Here is a 22,802-nt window from a genome sequence, read left to right on the forward strand (position 1 = left end):
TTCCTCCTACCTACTTTAAACAGATTCGAAACATCTTAGTTCTCCCTTTATTAAAGTAAATATACCATCCTGCGCAACTCAAACAAGCCAAGAGGTTACAAGTGGTTCATCACACTATATAAGTGGTAAAACACCTCCTGTTATTTTGCTACATCCCGTTTATAACTTTCTAGAATAGCCTCCAGATGATCTGCCGATAATGGTTTTGCCATGATCTTTTGAGTACCATCCAACAAATACATTGTAGGTGTTGCAAACACGCAGTAATCCCGAACCGCCTGCCCATCCCAGGATTGATAATTGCAACTGGAAACCCAGGGGAAGTCTTTTGTGAAACTAGCAAAAGCAGTCTTGTCAGTATCCAGCGAAACAAAAACAACTTCTACCCCTTCCTTTTTCCATTTTTCATACAAAGGCTTCAGTTTAGGTAACTCCTCTGTACATTTTGCACACCAGCTCGCCCCAAAAACGACCAACTTATATTTTGATTTTATCGCTGATAATTTATCATATCCTTTCACCTCTTCCGGAAATACAATATCAGGTGCTATTTTACCTATTGCCATTTTACGGTATTGCTCAAACAAAGCCTGATGCTTTTCATCAATTTGACAACTGCTCTCGTCTAACATGGCCAGCGCCAAATGCTCTGCGGACGAAAACAAACTGCGTTTCTCTAACAGGTTAAATAAATTTTGACTCATATCCTGCAACAACAATGGCTTATCTTTCAAACTTTTAAGAGCCACATCAATACTTGCATTAAGATGCGTATTTAACGCATTCATATCAGCGCCTGCAAAACTTTCCATTAGCTGAACGTACCCCTCAAATAAATCTTTATATAAACCGGAATGCTCCATTCTTGCATCTCCAAAATCCAAAGCATTAAATTCTTTTTCGTTTTCCGGAAATCGATCCATATACCTGCTTGCCGTCAACGGCATATCTGAAATCAGTTTTCGCAATTTTATATAATATGCAGCATACGAATTCTTAGGAAGCACTTCTAAAAAAGCCCGAAACAATTGCTCCTGTACTTTTAATTCTTTTTGAAAAAATGCCTGACTAGAAGGCTCGAGTACATAAAGCGGAATTAAATAAATCAATCCGGCTTTTTTTCCTTCAATGTTTTGATACAATTGCAAGCCGCGAGACAAATCACTGTTCTCTGTAGAGTGCATAAACTTTAAGCTAGAAAAATCCTCCAGATTACCCCAATTAATTTCAAAATCCTCGTTATTCAATAATATAATAACACTTTTAGCCCCTTTAATTTCAAACAAAGCAGCCCCAACATAACTCGACGGATACACAAGCTTAAACTTACCCTGTGCATCTGTCTTAGCCGTAGCTAACTCACTATCACCTTCAACATTAAAACCCCTGATTATAATTTCTTTATCCACTGCCTGAGGTAAAAAACCCACAATAGTGCGTTGTGATTGCGCAATAGAAAAAGCGCTAACCGAAAGAAAAAAAAGAATAAAAGAAATTGTTCTCATTTGCATAGTAGTATATATATCCCGTTTAAATCAATACAATACGTTTAATAAAAAATGCTTTTATAATTCGTAAAAAACATTAAAACAAAAAAAATGATGATTTCTAAGACAAAAATAAACCTAAACCAGACCAACTAGAATTATAAAATAAACAACTGATAGGTTATATAGAATAACTGATGCGGTATTTTAAATTACAGTAATCACCAGAGATTACGTTTTATGATAACTGAGTCAGCCTTGTCACAATCCTACCTCCCACGATGCAATTAAAATTCATCATTTTGGCGATCTGACTGAAAGACCTCAAGAGCCCCTTTATTTGCCGCAAATTACAGGCAATATTCGTACTGAAGCCAGTGGGGGGAATCTAAATAGTCTTGTTAAGTGTACAAAGGTACGTTCACCGTAAAAGCCTTCGAGTTCCCTCAGGGTGACACTTCTGTACCGTATCGCAAAAATGGGATAATGTCATTAAGTCAGGAATTCGTCGCTTCGAGTGTTTTGACTTGCAGGAATATGTTTGAAAGCAGAAATGTAATAAGTAAAAATGTGTCGAGAAGCCATTAAAGGCAGAGATTCACTAGGTTTTGACTTAATCCATTTGATTGCAGATTTACGAGACTAGTAAATTCGATACATAATTATTTACTATCACCATTCTACTGGATCTGCAAAATCTGCGGGAAAATTTTTAGCCCGCTGATTCAGCAATCGTTATACCCTAATCAAAAATCCCTTAGCAGCGAATAAATCCTGCTAAGGGAAAATCTAAAATAATTATTCTTTCTAACTATCCTCTTAAATGTCCTTAAATACCTTATCTGCTTAAAATAATACTATTTAGGCTTTAAAAACAATTTACGCTACTCTTTCCAAGCCAACAATTCTTGCACAGTTGCAACCCTTGTTTTAATCATCCCTTTACTATCTAAAATATACATTGTTGGCGTACCTATCACGGCATAGTTTTTAAAATTGACCCCATTGGTTCCGTCTAAATCACAATATTTATCCGTCCAAGGCTGTTCAGACGCCGTGTTTTTAAAAACGGAAGCATCGGTATCGGCAGAAATGGAGATAATTCCAAACCCTTTGGCAACCAAATCCTTATAATTGGCGTTCAAACCTGCTAGTGTTTCTTCACAAGGACCACAGCCTGATTTATAGAAGAGTACCAAAGTGTATTTTGAATGGAATCCTGCCATATCAATTACGGTAGTGCTGCGCTCTCCTGCCTTGTCTAAAGGAGTAGTAACAATCAGGTCTGGTGCTTTACCGCTAAGGTCTTTCTGGTATATATCTAAAACCCCCTTAAAATTTAACAAACGGTTGGAGTTCTTTATATCCATAAATAAATCCGCTAACACCTTGTCTTTGCCTGCTTTGGTCAATTCTTTGGTCAAATTGGTTACGAAATCAGTATAGATGGTATTGCTTGGCAAACGGTTTAAAATGGTTTTGGTGTTTTGCACAAATTGAGAATCGTCCTTAATCGCCATCGTTTGCAATTGCACCCAATTGTTGATTACCCCGCCCCAGTGGTTGGAGGTATAAAGGTGGGCAAAATCCAATTCGGTTACAATAAAATCATTAATGTTATTGGCTTTTTCTTTTTCGTCTAACGTGATGATGGTACCAATGCCCATGGTTAGGTTTACAATTTGCCGGAACTTGGCGGCATAAAGGGGCGATGCGGCTAAATTTTTGACATAAGCCACATACTGATCTTTTATACTGCGGTATTCAGTATCGAATATTTCATACAGTTTGTTGTCTTTGGGATAGGCACGTAGGGTGGCCAACATGGCATCGTGTTTTTCGAACAATTTTTGCTGCTGCATATAATTGGTTTTGCCAAAGGTGTTTTCGGTAGTCCCTTTATAAACAATGCTTTCGTTGGTTGGTACCGAATCCAAACAACTAACCGAAAAGTTTTCGTTATTGATAATCAAATCCAGTCCGCCGCCGGTTTTGCTGTTGGTCAAATACCATTGTGCCATCCCTTTGTAGCCGGTGTATTCTTTGGGGATGCTTAACAGCACCTTGCCTCCCTTGCGAATGGTATCTGTTTTAAGGGTGATTTGTTTTTCGCCCTGGAAAATTTTGAACTCGTAGGTTTGCCCTGCAAAATAAGGGAATTCAAGATGAATGGTTTGTGCTTTTGCACCAAAGCTTGCCAGTACTAAAACGGCAACTAAAAGATTTTTTTTCATTCTTTACTAGTTTAATTTGCCCCTTGGGTGCAATTATTGAAAATTATAAGACTGTCCGTTACTTGCACCAAATTACATCTTATTGATGAAATTTAGCTATTTTGTCATTGCGAGGAACGGGCGCCATCTCCTATCGAGAGCAACTGATGTGATTTGCTTCGTCAGTTCGAGTTGAGCAACGGTTTGCGACAGAAAACCTTTGCGAAGTATCGAGAACCATTACGGTTTATACTGCTTCTCGATACAATTTTTAATAGTAAAGCTGTCGCATTACTATTAAAAATCACTCGAAGTGACGGATATCGAGAAGCATTTGTCCCCAGATGCTCGGTATTTAGGATAAAATTTTGCCATGAATTCATAATTCTCATAGAGAGCTACTTTATTTTTGTTACTCTATTCATTGGCTTTTATAAAAAAACGTAGTAAGACTAATATCTTACTACGTGTTAAATGCTAAAAAAATTGACTGCTTCACAGTTTAAAAAAACCGTAGTGTGTGCGGTACACACACACTAAGAAAAAAAAATGCTTAATAGTCAAATAAATTGAATTATTGTACCATACAACGCACTGGAAAGCCATAAGAACTGTAGACTGCGGCACTGCCTATAGACGCGCCGTTATACCATACATAGACTGAGCTGTAGGTGGTAGAAGGATCACTAGTCCAATACCCGGCAACGGCGCCACGCTGATCCAACATACCATTGTCGTAGTTGCGTTGGCCAGCTGCCGGCAAAGTAAGCGTTTTGGTAGTGCCAATTGAAAAGAATACGGCAGTAGTGAAATTACCGTTATTTACCCAACTCGCTGTATAGCTTAAAGTATTAGCGCTCTGCGCACCAATAAATTGCACAGAACTGGGTACAATATATCCAGCAGGGCAAGGATCGTAGGCGCCTTTAGTGCCCGACGACCACGCATTAGTGGCTGCGTATGAGGCATTCCAACCCGAGATTGCTGCTGCAGGAGTGCTGTCTGTAGCAACAGGTTCGATTCTACCCCATTGGTAATAACTACCGTTATTACCTTGTTTTGGAGTATTTGGATCTGAAGTGGTGTCTGTTGACCCCAAATTGTAACACATAAATTGTTTGTAAACACCCGAGGATACATAAGCACCACAAGTGCTAATGTATAAATTCATGGTTTGTCCGCCAATACTAATTGCGAAGATAGCCCCGCCCCACCCAACAGTCGTACCCGATATATTGTAGGTTAATGTACCTGCACCATTAGCAAAATTCCCTGCAACCAAGGTCGCAGTTAAACCTGCTTGCCCTGTTGAGGCAATAACTTGTCCGGCGTACGAACCACCATTACCCCCTGTATAAGGGATAGCTGAACTTACTCCGCTAGCGGCTACCTTTCCGGTAACAATGCCAGAAGTATTCGCAATTGCAAGTGTAGCTACTGAACCTGGTGCTACAGGGATGTTTAAACTACACGATTGACCTCCTGTAGAAATGGCAAAAGAGGCCGTACCAGAACCCACAGGAGTCCCCGCAATGGTATACGTCAATGATCCGGCACCCGTAGCAAAATTCGCTCCAGCAATGGTAGCTGTTAATCCAGCTACCCCTGTCGAGGGGTACGTTTGAGCGGGATACGAACCACCATTACCACTAGGGTAAGTAATAACAGAAGTTACTCCGCTGGCTACTTTACCATCAACTAAAGTACCGGTAATAGTGGCTGAGGAACACGTTAAAGAATTTATCGAGCCTGCTGCTATTACAGGAATGCTTATACTACACGATTTACCACCTATAGCAATAGCAAAGGAAGCCGTGCCTGAACCGATAGGACTACCTGTAATGGTGTAAACTAATGTTCCACCGCCCACAGCAAAATTCCCTGCAGTCAAGGTAGCGGTTAAACCAGTTACCCCAGTTGAGGTAACTACCTGACCGGTATTCGTCCCGCCATTACCACCTGTATAAGCTATAGAAGAACTTACACCGCTAGCGGCTATATTTTGAGTTAAAGTACCAGTGGTAGTAGCTCCTGCACAATTGAGAGTAGCTATAGAACCCGATGTTACAGTAACGTTTAAAGTACACGACTGACCGACTATGCTAATGGCAAAGATAGCCGTACCTGAACTGACAGGAGTACCCGTGATGGCATAAGTAAGAGTACCCGCACCCACAGCTAAATTCCCTGCAGTCAAGGTAGCAGTTAAACCTGTTACCCCTGTTGAGGTAAGAACTTGTCCGGCATACGAACCACCATTACCCCCTGCATAAGGTATAGAAGAACTTACACCGCTCGAAGCTATATTACCAATTAATGTACCGGTAGTAGTAGCACTTGAACATGTTATTGATGTTATGGTGCTTGCTTGAACTGTAACGCTCAAACTACACAATTGCCCCCCTATAGAAATGGCAAATAAAGCGGTACCTGCACTTGCAGGAGTCCCCGTAATGGCGTAAGCTAATGATCCAGCACCCACAGCAAAATTTCCTGCAACCAAGGTGGCGGTTAAACCAGTTACCCCAGTTGAGGTGACTACTTGACCGGTATATTTATTACCATCACCGCCGGTGTAAGGAATAATAGAAGTGGCACTGCTTGAAGCTAATTGACTAACTAAGGTACCGCTGGTAGTCGCTGTTGCACAATTTATAGTAGCTATTGTGGCTCCCTGAATGGTGCAACCGTTGTGCCAGGTGGTACCATTATACCACTCCACACAATTTAGAGTAATATTATAAATTGTTAAACCATTCGCCGGAGAGACAATCGCAATACGCTGATCAGTGGTCATACGCGGAAGCAAAAAACCCTTAGTAGTACTCTCTACTTCAAGCGCCGCCGAGACATTAATAGTATAGGGATTATTTCCTAGCTTTAACAATGTCTGCTGCTGTGCAGAGACTGTTCCTACAAAAGGTACTATCATAAGAAGCAACGCAATTTTTTTTAATAATTTATTATACATAATCTGTATTTATTACCCTATTTATACACTACTTTTTTACTCTAATTTAATCTCATTTGAGATCTTTTAATGAGCTAATTTCTTCTTTTTAGGACTACAATCCTGTTTTATTTAAAACTAAACCTATCTTGATTATTGGTCACCACTTAAAGAAAATAAATTCAACACGTTATCCTCAACAATACCAGCAAGGGCCCATCGATGATACACATGTATCATGACCAAAAATTTTCTATTTTCCTGCCCGTACAACCAAAAATATTTTTATACAGAATACTTAACTTCGTTATCATATCCGGTGTGCTGTACACACACTAAGAAAAATTGCTTAATAGTCAAATAAATCGAATTATTCTAATGCACAACGCACTGAAGCGCCATAAAGACTATTCATTATACCATTGCCTGCGACAACAGTGTTGGGCATATACCAAGAAGTTAATATGGGGTAGCCGCTACTCATACTACCAGACCAATACCAGGCATTAGCGCCACGCATGGTCAACGCACCATTGGCGTTAAAGTCGCAATAGCCCGCAGCCGGAAAAGTAATCGTTATGATATTATTTGACCCATAGGATATGGCACTAGCGAAATTACCATCATTTGCCCAAGTCCCTATCACGGTTTTAGTATTACTATTAGTCATATTAACTATTTCGCTAACAGTGGGTACTCTGTATCCGGTAGGACAAGGATCGCTGGCGGATTTAATGCCATCACCCCATGCAGTTGTAGTTGAATTACTCCAACCCGAGACTGGTCCTGCAGGGGTGCTGTCGGTAGCAGAAGCAGTGTTTCTACCCCATTGGTAATAAGCACCGTTATTGCCTTGCGTTGGAATATTTGGATCTGAGGTAGTGTTTGTTGACCCCAAATTGTAACACATAAATTGTTTGTAAGTACCCGACGTGTTTAAATAACCACCACAAGTGCTAATAATTAAATTACGTGTTTGTCCTCCAATAGTAATTGCAAAGGAAGCACTCCCCCATCCAACAGGTGTACCCGTTATATTGTAGGTTAATGTACCTGCACCAACAGCAAATTTATTTGCAACCAAGGTCGCCGTTAAACCCGTTACCCCGGTTGAGGTAATTGCCTGAGCGGTATACGAACCTCCATTACCCCCTGTATAAGGGATAGCTGAACTTACTCCGTTAGCGGCTACATTTCCGGTAACAAAACCAGAAGTAGTGGCAATTGCAAGTGTAGCTACGGAACCTGGTGCTACAGGGATGTTTAAACTACACGACTGACCGCCTGTAGAAATGGCAAAGGAGGCCGTGCCAGAACCCGCAGGAGTACCTGAAATGGTATAATTCAATGATCCGGCACCCGTTGCAAAATTCGCCGCAGCAATGGTCGCTGTTAATCCAGTTACCCCTGTCGAGGGGTACGTTTGAGCGGGATACGAACCACCATCACCACTAGGGTAAGTAATAACCGAACTTACTCCGCTGGCTACATTACCATCAACTAAAGTACCGGTAATAGTGGCTGAAGAACATGTTAAAGAATTTATCGAGCCTCCTGCTATTACAGGAATGCTTATACTACACGATTTACCGCCTATGGCAATAGCAAAGGATGCCGTGCCTGCACCGATAGGAATACCCGTGATGGTGTAAGCTAATGATCCAGCACCCACAGCAAAATTCCCTGCAGTCAAGATAGCGGTTAAACCAGTTACCCCAGTTGAGGTAACTACCTGAGCGGGATACGTCCCGCCATTACCACCTGTATAAGCTATAGAAGAACTTACACCGCTAGCGACTTTATTTTGAGTTAAAGTACCGGTGATAGTAGCTCCTGCACAATTGAGTGTAGCTATAGACCCCGTTGCTACAGTAACATTTAAAGTACACGACTGACCGCCTATGCTAATGGCAAAGGAAGCTGTACCTGAAGCGGAAGGAGTACCCGTGATGGTGTAAGCTAATGATCCAGCACCCACAGCAAAATTCCCTGCAGTCAAGGTAGCGGTTAAACCAGTTACCCCTGTTGAGGTAAGAACTTGTCCGGCATACGAACCACCATTACCCCCTGCGTAAGGGATAGAAGAACTTACACCGCTCGAAACTATACCACCAACCAAAGTACCGGTGGTAGTAGCGCTTGAACATGTTATTGATGTTATGGCGCTTGCTTGAACCGTAACGCTCAAACTACACGATTGACCCCCTATAGAAATGGCAAACAAAGCGGTGCCTGCACTCGCAGGAGTACCCGTAATGCTGTAGCCCAATGATCCAGCACCCACAGCAAAATTTCCTCCAACCAAGGTGGCGGTTAAACCAGTTACCCCAGTTGAGGCAACTACTTGACTCGTATATACATTACCATCACCACCGGTGTAAGGAATAATAGAAGTGGCACTGCTTGAAGCTAATTGACTAACTAAGGTACCGCTGGTAGTCGCTGTTGCACAATTTATAGTAGCTATTGTGGCTCCCTTAATGGTGCAATTGCTGCGCCAGGTGGTACCATTATACCACTCCACACAATTTGAAGAAGTATTATAAATCGTTAAACCATTCGTCGGAGAGGTAATACCATCACGCTGCGCAGCGGTCATACGCGGAAGCAAAAAACCCTTAGTAGTACTCTCTACTTCAAGCGCCGCCGAGGTATTAATGGTATAGGGATTAGTTCCTAGCTTTAACAATGTCGTCTGCGTCTGAGCAGAGACTACACCAGCGAAACTTCCTATCAAAAGAAGCAACACAATTTTTTTTAATTGTTTGTTATACATAATCAATATCAGTTACTCTATTTATACACTACTTTTTTTATTCATTCTGTATGTAATCGCTATCCGGTGGTATCAGTATCCAGTTTCCTTCTTTACAATTACAATGCTGTTTTATTTTAAACAGCGTCTCTCTCGGTTGATGGCCACCACGAACAGGAAAATAAAGCTAATAAATTCTTACAAGCAATTGCCCCTCAAAAACCGTAAGACTCCTCTAGTCGATACACTTTGTGTACCGGAACCTAGAGACTTTATATTTTTCCTGCTGTAGTAACCCAAAGAGTAAACTTATTTTTTGTACTCGAAGGCCTTCCCTGCCCACTTAAGTTTTGCTTCTATATATCTAAAAATTAATCAATGATTATCCAATTAGTACCATCACATTGCACTTTGATAGTTTTGGCATAATTTAAAACAACAGTTGTTGTAACTCCCGATAATTTTAATGCTGGTGAAATAGTCAACGTATTTGTTGAATTATCATCTTTACGTATAAAAAATATCTTTCCGGTTAATGCAGTAGTAACAGTTGGCAAAGTTGCAGTCAAGCTAGCACTTGTAGTATCAAACAAAACAGTCGAATCTGCTGATGTAAGTTGAGGAGTACTAAGCGTTTGAATTCTTATAGACGGATTACTAGTAGCTGATTTCCATACCGGAACAGCAGGAGTTCCTATATTTACCTCTAATGCAGAATTGTCTGTATTATAAATAGTCAATCCTGAAGCTGGTAATGTACTATTAAGTGTTGTTAGCTGTAAAGCAGTCAATCGTGGTGGCAAGAAACCTTTTGTAGTCGAATTTATATCTAAGGCCGCTGTAGTACTTGATGAAATTCCACCTATACTAACTTGTGAAGTAGTGCTCCCTAAAGTAACTAAGTTTGCACCCGTACCTCCTGTACCAACATTAACCGTAGATACACCCGTTCCAGTTCCTATATTAGTAGTTTGAGCTGCAGTAGACGATCCTAAAGTGATAGGTCCCAGTCCTGCTGCATTCCCTATAACTATTGTTCCTGCTAGGTCTGCGGCTGGTGTTAACGTTAATGCTGCTGAACCGGACTTGATCGTTGTGGCACTCGTACTGGCATCACTCCCTAAAGAAACTGTTTTTGTCCCTGTTCCAGTACCAATATTTATAATTTGTGTTCCTGTACCTCCAAGGGTTATAGCACCTGAGGTACTACCCCCTCCTATGGTAGTGGCGTTTGTAGAAGCATTATTATTTAAATTCAATGCTGTCCCACTGATACCAAGTGTACCCGTCATCGTTCCTCCTGCCAAAGGCAAGTACGAATTAGATAAACCTGTCCATGCCGGAGCACCTGGAGTTCCTGTATTTACCTCTAATGCATTATTAGTTGTATTAAAAATAACCATTCCTTTATCTACTAATTTAGTAAGAGTCCCTCCAAGAATATCTCGCTCTCCAGAATTCATTCGGGGTGGCAAAAATCCTTTGGTCGTTGAAGTCACTGCCAAAGCTGCATAAGTTACTGGCGCTCCGCCTACACCAACTTGTGACAGACCGCCTCCTATAGTAACTAAATTTGCATTAGTATCTGAACCTGTAGCAATTTTTACCGTAGATATACCCGTTCCAGTTCCTATATTAGTAGTTTGAGCAGCAGTAGATGATCCCAAAGTGATTGTTCCTAATCCTGTTCCTGCTGGATTACCTATCAAAATAGGCCCTGTTTCTGCTGGTGTTAAACTTAAAGTTCCTGTACCTGACTGAATCGTCGTAGTACTTGATTCACTAAACCCCCCTAGAAGAACCGTATTTATACCTGCTCCTGATGCAATTCTTACAGTGGAAGGATAAGTAGAAACATTGGTAGCAATATTTCCTATGTTAACATCACTACCGCCAGTACCACCTCCACGACTTGATCCAATGAATACTTTAGCGATTCCAGTAGCAGTTCCTACACCTATATGAGTCTCTTGAGTATTACTAGAGGATCCCAAAGTAATATCTCCTGTTCCTGCTGCATTACCTATTACTATAGATCCTGTACCTGTTGGCTTTAAACCTAACGTTCCTGTACCGGACTGAATTGTTGTAGCACTTGCACCAACTGTACTACCTATAGTAACTGTTTTTACATTTGTACCAGTGGCTCCAGTACCAATGTTTATAGCTTGAGTTGCTGTACCTCCAAGGGTGATAGTTCCTGTGGTACCTCCAATTCCTATGTCTGTTGTATTAACAAGATTACCAGTGGTTCCATCATTTAATTTCAATGCTGATCCCTGGATTACTGCCGTACTTGTCATCGTTCCTCCTGCCAAAGGCAAGTACGAATTAGATAAACCTGTCCATGCCGGAGCACCTGGAGTTCCTGTATTTACCTCTAATGCATTATTAGTTGTATTAAAAATAACCATTCCTTTATCTACTAATTTAGTAAGAGTCCCTCCAAGAATATCTCGCTCTCCAGAATTCATTCGGGGTGGCAAAAATCCTTTGGTCGTTGAAGTCACTGCCAAAGCTGCATAAGTTACTGGCGTTCCGCCTACACCAACTTGTGATGCACTACTACCAATAGTAACTAAATTTTCAGCTGAACTTGTTGCAATGTTAACTTTATTATTACCTGTACCACCTGTTGCAATGTTAACAGTAGATACACCTGCTGATGTTGCTGCACCTACACTAGTAACATGAGTGTTACTAGAGGATCCTAAAGAGACTTCTCCATATCCTGCTGCATTACCTATAACTATAGATCCTGTTGCGGCTGGTGTTAAATTTAAAGCTCCTGTACCGGACTGAATTGTTGTATCACTAGAATTGACTGTACTCCCTACAGTAACTGTTTTTACACTTGTACCAGTTGCTCCAGTACCAATATTTATCGCTTGAGTTGCTGTACCTCCAAGGGTGATAGTTCCTGTGCCAAGCCCACCTCCTATGGTAGTGGTATTTGTATTGGCAACAGCAGTATCCGTATTTAAAGTCAATGTTGCCCCATTAACACCTACAGCTCCCGTCATCGTTCCTCCTGCCAAAGGCAAATAGCCTTTCACTGAACTCCATACCGGTTGTAGTGTCGTTCCTGTATTTATCTCTAATGCAATAGTATCAATATTAAAAATAGTCAATCCTACAGCTGGAGTTATAATACCATTACGCTGAAGGGTCGTCATTCGGGGTGGTAAAAATCCTTTGGTTGTACTTTCTAGTTCGAAGACGGCACTTTTGGTTACGTTAAAAGGAGTACCTCCAATTTTCTGAACCGTTTGCGCCGATGCGTTGTTTATGCAGCAACAAATGAAAAGAAAAAATAAACCTATTTTTGTTATTTTTGAATACATAATAATATAGAGATTAAAAATTAAAATTAAGCAACCGAGAATGTTATTCAACAATTACTTAATTACCAATTTATTACATTGAGGGCTGGGGTAAAATTTTAATGATCTATTAATTTTTAAAATTAATATAGCATTGTACAATTGGAGAAATCACATTAATTGCTCCTTTTGTTGTTATTGTTGTTGTTGTTGTTGTTGTTTGCATTCTATACCGTAATGGCAAATAAATTATTGTATGCTGCATTAAGAGACTATAAACCCATTCTAAGCATAATACATAAAGGCTATTAAAATAAATAACCCACTAGCATTAATGCCCTAAAAAGTAATCATCAACATTCCTGTTTGTTCTGTCACTTTGAACCCTAATAGACAAATAATCATTCAAAATTCTTACTGTAACTTTTGGGTGAAAATTAATGTTAAAAAAAATGGTGTACTCCATTGATTTGATTAATTAGTAGCTGATTTTAAGTGTTTTATAGTCAGAATGGTATTCTTTATTAATGTTTATAGAGGGTTAAAATAAAATACCGCTATTCTTGAGGAATAGACCCCACCCGCTTTAAAAACGGATGAGGACCGTGACTTACCCCCAAAAAAAGTATAAACGCAACCCTTGATTCAAATTGTTAGTTAGTTTTTGGGATAAACCCAGTTAACCTTAATTTCATAAATGAAAAATATTAATTAATAACATTCCATTTTGAACCGTCACTTTGAATTCTAACCGCCTTAGCATAGTTCAATTCACTAACCGCAGGATATTCTATATTAAAAACTAATGCTGGGACAAATTTTAATTTATTTTCTGATGCATCTATTTTAATGATGGTGAAAATTTTACCTTTGTTAGCAAGAACATCCGGTAATGTTACGGTTAGCCCTGCTGATGCAGCAGAAACATCAAACAAAACGGTAGCATCAGTACCAAGTACGGTATAATCAAGAACTTTTGCCAGAAGTGTAGTTGCAGTAACTGTAGCGGCACTCCACACTGGTAACGCTGTTGTTCCTGTATTCACTTGCAATAAATTATCAGTGATATTATAAATCGTTAATCCCGTTGCCGGGGTAGCAATAAGATCACGTTGTGCTGGTGTCATACGAGGAGGCAAAAAACCTTTTGTAGTACTCTCGATCTCCAGAGCGGCACTTTTTGTAAGAGCAAAAGGGTTTGCTCCTATCTTTTGAGAAACTTGTGCTGATGCCGTTGTAATTCCTGCAGCTGCGAATAATAAAATCGCTAATGCTTTTGTGTACTTGTTGTTCATAATGTGTTATTTATTAATTGTTATTTAAGAATATTCCATTTATTTTACGAATTGTTACTTAATTGACAACAACCCAACTAGTGCCATCGCTTTGCACTTTTAGTGTTTTTGTATAATTTAAAACACTGACTAGAACTCCCTCGGCAAATTTTAGGGAGGGAGAGAACGTTAGTGCATTATCACTGGTATCTGTTTTACTAATTATAAAGGTTTTCCCGGAATTAATGGCAGCATCAGGTAATGACACCGTAAACCCACCCCCAGTAGCATTACACAATACCGTAGAGTCGCTATCGACAATTACATAAGAGGCCGTTTTAGTTACCACACTTGTAGCCACAACAGCGTCCTTAGACACAACTGCAAGCCAGGTCCCCCCGTTTAGAGTAACTGATTTATTGCTGTAATAATAAAACCCGGGTTTTACCGCAACTAATCCAATACCTGATGTTCCTGTGGCGGTATTATACACTAACATCCCATCAAAACGATTTGGATTATTAGTAGGCCCCGTAGTTCCCGCCTGAGCCATATTCGCCATAGTTGTCAAATCGACTCTTGGAAAAACTAACCCCTTAGCTAAATTAGTATTAGTAATATTATTCCAACTAGGTGAACTAGAAGCATCCAAAAAAGCAGAGTTCGTATTCATAGTTGTAGTACCAATATTAGTATTTATCTTTATTTGACCAAAACTAATTTGAACCAACAACAAACAACACATAACTATAAAAATTTTCTGTATCATCCTTTAGGTAATTTAATTATTATAATGAACTTTGATATAATAACCATGAAGTACCATCACAAAAAGCATGACAAACTGTACCTCCTTGAATATTAAGAACAAAAGCAGTACTAATAGATCCAGTACAATTAATTGCGGAAGCAGAGGCATTAATGATTTTAATTTCCATACCCGTATTTGCAGCAGAAGGTGTCGGCAAAGTTAAAATAGAGGCCCCTACACCATTATATAAAACCGTATTTGCATTATCAGGAATAGTATATGCATTAGCTGTAGTCGTTACAAAATTATGTATAACAGCCGCATTCAATTTCAAAGCACCATCAATAACTAGTTGTGCAGTCCCTGTAGTAAAGGTTAAGTTATTATTATTCTGCGTTACTGTTCTTGCTCCAGTTAAAGTACCATCAGCATTATAAAAAGAAGGAACAGCATTAACATACGTTTTTACAGCTAATGCACTAGGATATTTTGTATCATTAGCAGTAGCGTCAATAACAATAGTCTTGTTAATTTTATCTTCTTTTGATAATTCTGCTGCTCTAGCTGTAGCTGCTTCAGTAGTTATTGCTGTAGAATTTGATAATTCTGCTGCTCTAGCCGTTGTTGCTTCCGTAGTTATTGCTGTAGAATTTAATAATTCTGCTGCTCTAGCTGTAGCTGCTTCAGTAGTTATTGCTGTAGAATTTAATAATTCTGCTGCTCTAGCTGTAGCTGCTTCATTAGTTATTGCTGTAGAATTTAATAATTCTGCTGCTCTAGCTGTAGCAGCTTCCGTAGTTATTGCTGTAGAATTTAATAATTCTGCTGCTCTAGATGTGGTTGCTTCCGTAGTTATTGCTGTAGAATTTGATAATTCTGCTGCTCTAGCTGTGGTTGCTTCATTAGTTATTGCTGTAGAATTTGATAATTCTGCTGCTCTAGCTGTAGCTGCTTCAGTAGTTATTGCTGTAGAATTTGATAATTCTGCTGCTCTAGCTGTGGTTGCTTCATTAGTTATTGCTGTAGAATTTAATAATTCTGCTGCTCTAGCCGTTGTTGCTTCAGTATCTATGTTCGCTTGCAATGCAACTTCGGCAGCAGTGGCTCTTGTAGTTTCTGTAGCTACCGCAGCAGTTACATTAGCCGTTGATGCTTTTAAACCAACTGCAGTTTGCAATCCCGATTCGGCAGTAGTAGCTCTACTTACTTCGGAAAAAATCTGATTTTGCAATCCCGACTCAACAGTAGCAGCTCTAGTGGCTTCGGTATCGACGTACGTTGTCACCGCACTTTCTGAAGGATAATGATCCAAGGTAGTTCCTAATACTGTAGTAATATTAGCGATTGACTGCGCTCCTAAGCTAGCCAAAGCAGCCGGAGCAGTAGTCGCCCCTGTTCCTCCACTACTTATTGCAACATTCCCTGAAAGACCTCCTGCTAAAGTAACCCACTTAAGCGAATTCCAGTAATAAAATCCTGGAACAACATCTCCAGCAGTTGCCGTGTTATAAATTAACAAACTTTCTTTTGGGTTGGCTATAGTACTAACATCCGAGGTTCCCGTTAATTTCATTCGAGGAATCAAAATTCCTTTATTTGTCGAAACCACATCGAGTTGAGCTGATGTATCCGGATTAGAAGTTCCAACCCCTACTTGCGCATAGCTCGACAATCCCATGAACAACACAATGATAAATAAAAATTTTTTCATACGTTTTTAAGTTTTACAGTAATAATGACCTCAAATAAAATCATTTTCTTGTGAAAATACCATCCTAAATAAACAAGTGCACTTTTCAGGGAATAACCGTATCAATATCGGCATTATTCAATCTCAAAAAAACATAACACGTTTTTTATAAAAAGCGAACTGAAATCATGTGCCGCATGCTAATCAAAATTAAAACAGGATTTTGAATCTAAAAACGCTGAGCAGACTGTATGCATCTTCAAGCAACGTCACTTCGTCCCGAGACTTCGGGATTTTGACTTGTAGGATTGTGGTAGAAAACAGCAACGTAATAAGTCAAAATGTATCGAGAAGCTATTTAGTAAACAACGGTTCTCGATACAATTTTATAAACTGCTATCGATAATTTATAAAATCACTCGAACTGACATTTAAATGAAAACTCCTAACTAGAGCAACAGATGTAATTACTTCTTTCCTCACAATGACAAAATAAACCTTACCTTACTAACATTGCGCTTGAACTCCTAATTGGACTAATTAACGAACAACATTGGTAGTCCAACAAATTAAAATAAGAATTGTACATAAAAAAACTCTTTACAACTCAATAAATAGAGGGATATACAATGTGTTTTTATCTTGTTGTTTAACCTACCTTAGAAGCCCCGGAAAGCCTCAAATTAAACTTTATATAATCTATCATTTCCTGACGACTTAGCTGTAAATCAAGAAAAATAGTATCCTCTAACTCTTCTAAAGCATTACTGATTTGCATTATCCGAGTCCCTAAAAAAATCAGCACTCCTATTTATAAATCCACATCATATCCAAAAGTTCTACAGTCTAGTTGACAATAAAAATCACTGCAACAAAATCATTATAATCAATAACTTCCTCCCTTATGTATTCAAAAAAGCTCTTGAAATCAAATTCATTTTTTTTAATAATGAATTTGCAACCGTTTGAAAAGTCATAAATCAGGAGTTTATTTTTCACACATACTTATTTTTTTTGCTTCTTAGCAAACCATTATTTTCTGGCCTATCGTAAACAATTATTAATTTTAGAACGTGATCCGAAAACCTAAAAAAATGCTGATTACTTAATGCCCTTTTCTATTCATTTCCTTAAACAATCTGAGCTCGTTACCCCTAAATTCCATCAACTACTGCTGCTTTAAATGCGCTAAATATCCCAATAATCTAAATACGTTTTTTTCTAATCCTAAACTAAAAATTAAAAAAATCTTCGATTATTTTTTCATCAACTTCAAGTTTTGATTTCACTTTTAAAGAGCTACTTTCTCCAAAACATTTTACTAAAAAAGCAGCCTTTGCAACATCATACCTCAGAATCAAAAAACCTGCGGATATAGAACTGCTTTGCAACACATCAGCATGTAATATATCACAACTAAACAAAATCGGAATTCCATCCGCACTAATAACATATTTAATTATCTTCTTCATTGCTAAAATATTTAAAATACTTAAATTGAAATACTACTTAATCCAAGCTTGTTTATCAAAAAAATAACATCGTACAGGATAGAAAAAAATGTTGCATTTTTTCAAGTAAACAAACCAAAAAAATTGAAGTACCTACTACCCCTGTAACTTGATAAAAAAAAACTTTAACGAAAAGTACTCTCAGACATTTTTCAAAAAACAAAAAACTTTTGTACACACGTTCCAAACTCAAATGGATAAAAAGGTGGCATGACAACTATTTTTTTCAAATATTACTATTTTCAATAATAACTCCTATCTAAAAGTAACAAGTGTAAATAAAAGGAGTATAATTGCCCAAATATAAAAGTAAAGAACTCTCCCGCAACTACATCCACAATCTTTTATTAAATAGGCTATTCATATGATCGCTCTATATTTATATTGAAAATTTAAAGTTAACCCCTCCAGAAATCACATGGCTAAAATATACTACTATTGAGGTCTGCATTTAAATTCACACCTTTAAAGTCTAGTAAAACATAGAAAAAATGGAAATTTTTAAAGGACAAAACCTCATAGAGTTTGCTGAACGATTCAAAACAGACCAAGATTGTAGAGAATATCTTTTAGAAATAAAATGGTCAGAGCACTGTGTTTGTAGTAAGTGTGGTCATACAAAAAGTCAAGTACGCAAAGATTTTGCGAGAACTTGTAATATTTGTAGCGATACTGAATTGGCAATGGCTAACGCTTTATTCCACAAAGTAAAATTTGGTTTGAAAAAAGCATTTTTTATTTGTTTTGAAATGTCAACTAGTACAAAAAGTCTTTCCGCTTCTCAAACTGCAGTTCGTTTTGGCGTTCACCAAAGAACCGCTAGGTTATTTATGCATAAAGTGCGTGAGGCTATGAAATCAAGTGGAAATTTCCCTATGACTGGCGTAATTAATGTTGATGAATATGTCGTAGGTGGCTATGAAGAAGGTAAACCCGGACGAAGTTATGACAGTACAAAGAAAAAAGCCATATGTGCTTTGGAACTTACAGATAACGGAAAAGCAAAACGTTTTTATACCTTTCAAATCCTCGATTACTCCGCTAAATCTTTAAGAAAAATGTTCGAAAAACATATAGATTTACACGCAAGAATAACGACCGACAAATGGAAAGGATACAATCCTATTGCTAAGGATTATGACCTAACACAAATATTAAGTGATAAAGGGTCTAATTTTAAAGCATTACATATTATGATTCATCCAGTGAAATCTTGGATAAGAACAACCTTATTCTTGGGTAAGTGAGAATAATATTAACAGATATTTTGCTGAATTTTGTTACCGAATTAATCGTTCTCAAAACAAAGACACAATCTTTAACAATTTAATCAAAAGGATGGTGAAATCAGAGAATATTACTCATCAAGAAATGATATGTGCTTAAATACCGACCTCAATACTACTATATTCATTTAGTTTTTAAGCTTAATGAATTTGTTAAAGCTTTCCTGTCTCCTTTTGGAAACTGGTATGGTAATTTTATTCGCTAGTTCACAATAAACACCGTCTTTTTTGATAATACTTATTAAAAATCTGATATTTATAATATATCCGTGATGAATCCTATAGAAATAGGAACTATCCAAGACTTTCTCATACTCTCCTAAATTTTTACTTGATACAATTTTTTTACCCCCTAATAAGAAAAAAGTAGTGTACTTACCATCAGCCATACAAAACATAACATCCTCTTTTTTTATAAAATCAATTTTATTTAAAGATGAAATAGCTAAATAATCATTATGAGTATTTCTATTTTCTACAGAAAAATCAGCTTGCAAATACAAGTTATTCATCTTGATTCTCTTTACTGCTTTATTGATTGCCAAAATTACATTCTCTACTTTAAATGGTTTTAGAATAAAATCAACAGCATTATTTTCGAAAGCATTTACCGCATACGCTTTTTCTGAAGAAATAAACACTACCGGAACATCCTCTAAACTAAACTCATCTAAAAAATCAAAAATAATTGAATCTTTAAATATAACATCCATAAAAACGATATCAGGCTTATTCTCGTTAAGTTCAATAATTGCCTCCTGGATAGTGGCTATATGAATGACTGAATTAATATTGATACAATACGCTGAAATTATTTTTTTTAAAGCTAAAACATCAATAAAGTCGTCGTCAATTATCGTGATATTGTAATGTGCATTCATAGTAATTATTTTTAATTAGTTTTATTTTAAAAAAAATATCCTCAAATTTCGAGTCTAAAGTATAAGAATTAAGTCTAGTCTTTTAAAAACCCCAAACAGGCATTTTTAAACCAAATCTCAAAAGCAACAATTGTAACTGACAGATTATAATTGTTACTTTTTAAAGTATAAATGACAAACACAACACATTTGCGAGTGCCATAAATATGATCCAAAAGTAAAACGTAAATAATATTCCCCAATACTACATTGCTGCATTTGTTGTCTCATTTCGTCAAACGATGCGAATTTGCTGCCTTGTTTGGCGAAACGAAGCAATTATGAGTGGTTATTTAGTCCGTTTTACAAATTTTTTAAAATTAATCGCTTGCATGAAGGACACCTGTCACAAGCACTGAAACAAAATCCATTATAATTTAGGCTACTGTGGTACTTAATTCTACAACAAACAGCTCAGAATCTAATGTAAAAAAATGGTCCATTCTAGTTACCATTTCATATGCCAAAATTTTCCCTAATGCCAATTCAGTAATGGCTAAAATTTAATATCTTAGTGTAATGGAGCCCTAAATATATTCTTTGCCGCAGATTAATTTGCCAGCTAGCCCAAAAATCTCTTTAATTCTTAAAATTATTGGCAAAAACTCTTTTTACTAATTGGTCTCGTATTTTATATTACGACACTGTATCTTTCTAATTACTTATACCTCTCTTGAGAGAAGTCCAAAAATTATACTAGTTAAAAAAGATTGTGCTTATATACAATAACGACAACTTCGAATGTCCCACTAATTGCGGACGGTATTTATACTCTTGACCAAACTGAGAAACAATAAAAAATGCTTCCCCATTGTGATCCGGGAATTTGGAGTCTGATCTTTTATGACTATCCGTTACTAATACCAGTTACTTATTTCCGTCCAGGATTATACGGATTTTACCGGAGTACAGCAAAAAGAACCGTTTATTAGAAAACAAACAGTGAAAATATTTTAAATCTGAGGCTAAAAGGAAATTTACTCAGTCTGCTTTACGAGTCAAAATAATTTAAACGATTACAGCACTAGTCATTATGCAAATATTCAATACAAAGGAAGATACTAAACTTAAAAATTGCTTTTATGAGGAAAAAATAAAGTATTAGAAATTTCAAATTCAAGAAGTTATACCAAAGACATAAATAAGATAGCCCTATTACACCCCTTCTCCTTTAGCTACCGTCTGGACACCAATATTAAAAAAAAATCAGACTCAACTTTCATAAATTATCACAAATTAATTCACGTAAAGTCGAATCCAGATAGGTTTTATTTTTACGGAAAAAAGAAAAAACTACGTTAATCTGTGTTATCTGTGTTCTATTTTAAACTTGTGTCTACAGCGTAGCTAAAGGAGATGTATCGATGATCCGTTTTTACAGAAAAGAAATCGGTTTAATACTTTTTATACTATTATGCTTTTTTTGCGCAAAATAATCCGAAGGTGTTTGACCGGTTACTTTCTTAAATGCATTAAGAAAAGAGCTCCGTGAATTAAAACCAGCCTCAGAAGATAGCCCTTCGAATGAAAAGGAACTCCAGTTTTCATCATACCGATGAACAATAATATAATTGATACGGTAACTATTAATAAAATCAGTGTAGTTACAACCATACTCCCCATTAATAACAATAGACAAATGATGAACAGGGATATTACAGTCAATCGCAAATTCTCGTATCGAATAATTTTTTTTTAAATACGGTTTTTGACTCTCAATAAAAGACTCCAATGCTACCTTATACAGCTTCTTTTTATCGGAAGAAAGAATAAATTTTTTTGAACTTGATTCTGTTTGATCGTCCGCATCTATAGCTGTATTCATATTCAAAGTTTCTTTCATACCATACAACACTCTTGGATTAAACACTAAAGTAATTACACAAAAAAACTGAACCACACTTAGTGTTAAAATCGCATATATTCTTATATCGCTTCCAATATGAAAAATAGACAAAACAAAAACAAAAAGATAGGTTAAGCTATGGAAAAAAGTGAGACAAATTAGCCAATTCCAAACTCTTTTATTTTTTTTCGACCATTTATAGTCATTTTTGTAGAAAAAAAACAATAAACGTACCTGAAAAAACTCATACACAATACCGGTTCCTGTTTTAAGAAGGGGATGAAGGTTCGCTGGCAATAAACCTTCTTTTTGCTCAGAAAGTATTTCGACATGAGAAAAAGCAATTTTTAAATACGCTATTTTTTCATCTGTTGGCATAAAATAAAAAGGAATAAACTCAATAAAATGCAACAGGGCCGGCATAAAATGAAGCCAGTCCCATTTGCGAAAGCGAACTTCTCTATTAATAGTCGCTCGCACATATAAATAAAAAAAAGGCGCCAGCAAATATTGTGAAAAAACACCTAATCGATACAAATGTGGGTAAGAAAGATAAAAACCATCAACATACGTTAAACCGTTCAAAACAATAACAACAGAAATATTAAACAAACCCATCGCTAATAACCGATTTGCAAATACATCAACCCTATTTAAAATTAAAAGAATAAAAGCACATAATATTCCCGAAAAAGAAAAAGCTAAAAAGAAAAATAACAACATACTATTAGAATCAGGTAAAAGGGACATTAAAAAAAGCGAAACTACAAAATATTAAAACTAATAGTTAGATTCT

The 22,802-nt window shown here is 37.2% G+C and carries 11 protein-coding genes and 1 pseudogene; 1 reads left to right on the forward strand and 11 read right to left on the reverse strand.

Annotated features, from left to right (window positions below):
- Positions 1–140 precede the first annotated feature (140 nt).
- The 9 genes from EKL99_RS01145 to EKL99_RS01185 all read right to left on the reverse strand — a co-directional run bounded on the left by EKL99_RS01145 (position 141) and on the right by EKL99_RS01185 (position 17,915).
- A complete protein-coding gene (locus EKL99_RS01145) occupies positions 141–1,505 on the reverse strand; it encodes a TlpA disulfide reductase family protein (protein WP_158615130.1) in 1,365 nt (454 codons plus the stop codon).
- 866 nt (positions 1,506–2,371) lie between these two features.
- On the reverse strand, positions 2,372–3,721 hold the full coding sequence (locus EKL99_RS01150; RefSeq protein WP_126576236.1) for a peroxiredoxin: 1,350 nt from the start codon (positions 3,719–3,721) through the stop codon (positions 2,372–2,374).
- A 553-nt stretch (positions 3,722–4,274) separates the two neighbouring features.
- Positions 4,275–6,632, reverse strand: coding sequence for a hypothetical protein (locus EKL99_RS01155; protein WP_126576237.1), 2,358 nt, complete (start codon positions 6,630–6,632; stop codon positions 4,275–4,277).
- 388 nt (positions 6,633–7,020) lie between these two features.
- A complete protein-coding gene (locus EKL99_RS01160; protein ID WP_126576238.1) occupies positions 7,021–9,426 on the reverse strand; it encodes a hypothetical protein in 2,406 nt (801 codons plus the stop codon).
- Positions 9,427–9,776: 350 nt separating this feature from the next.
- Entirely contained in the window at positions 9,777–12,749 is a 2,973-nt protein-coding gene (locus EKL99_RS01165) for a hypothetical protein (RefSeq protein WP_126576239.1), read from the reverse strand.
- 686 nt (positions 12,750–13,435) lie between these two features.
- A complete protein-coding gene (locus tag EKL99_RS01170) occupies positions 13,436–14,023 on the reverse strand; it encodes a hypothetical protein (RefSeq protein WP_126553191.1) in 588 nt (195 codons plus the stop codon).
- A 58-nt stretch (positions 14,024–14,081) separates the two neighbouring features.
- Entirely contained in the window at positions 14,082–14,771 is a 690-nt protein-coding gene (locus tag EKL99_RS01175; RefSeq protein WP_126576240.1) for a hypothetical protein, read from the reverse strand.
- 19 nt (positions 14,772–14,790) lie between these two features.
- Complete coding sequence (locus EKL99_RS01180; RefSeq protein ID WP_126576241.1) at positions 14,791–16,464, reverse strand: hypothetical protein; 1,674 nt, start codon at positions 16,462–16,464, stop codon at positions 14,791–14,793.
- Between the two features lie 1,211 nt (positions 16,465–17,675).
- Positions 17,676–17,915 carry a hypothetical protein gene (locus EKL99_RS01185; RefSeq protein WP_126553183.1) on the reverse strand — a complete coding sequence of 80 codons (240 nt, stop codon included), beginning with the start codon at positions 17,913–17,915 and terminating at the stop codon, positions 17,676–17,678.
- 530 nt (positions 17,916–18,445) lie between these two features.
- On the opposite strand from EKL99_RS01185, the pseudogene EKL99_RS01190 reads away from it, so the two are divergent.
- Positions 18,446–19,340 (forward strand): annotated as a pseudogene (locus EKL99_RS01190) (IS1595 family transposase).
- A 28-nt stretch (positions 19,341–19,368) separates the two neighbouring features.
- On the opposite strand, the gene EKL99_RS01195 reads toward EKL99_RS01190, so the two are convergent.
- Both EKL99_RS01195 and EKL99_RS01200 read right to left on the reverse strand, forming a co-directional pair.
- The gene (locus EKL99_RS01195) at positions 19,369–20,121 is read right to left on the reverse strand and encodes a LytTR family DNA-binding domain-containing protein (protein ID WP_126553179.1); all 753 of its coding nucleotides are present in this window, start codon (positions 20,119–20,121) and stop codon (positions 19,369–19,371) included.
- 1,414 nt (positions 20,122–21,535) lie between these two features.
- Positions 21,536–22,729 carry an AraC family transcriptional regulator gene (locus EKL99_RS01200; RefSeq protein WP_126553177.1) on the reverse strand — a complete coding sequence of 398 codons (1,194 nt, stop codon included), beginning with the start codon at positions 22,727–22,729 and terminating at the stop codon, positions 21,536–21,538.
- Positions 22,730–22,802 lie beyond the last annotated feature (73 nt).

Source organism: Flavobacterium sp. ZB4P23, assembly GCF_003970375.1.
GTDB lineage: Bacteria > Bacteroidota > Bacteroidia > Flavobacteriales > Flavobacteriaceae > Flavobacterium.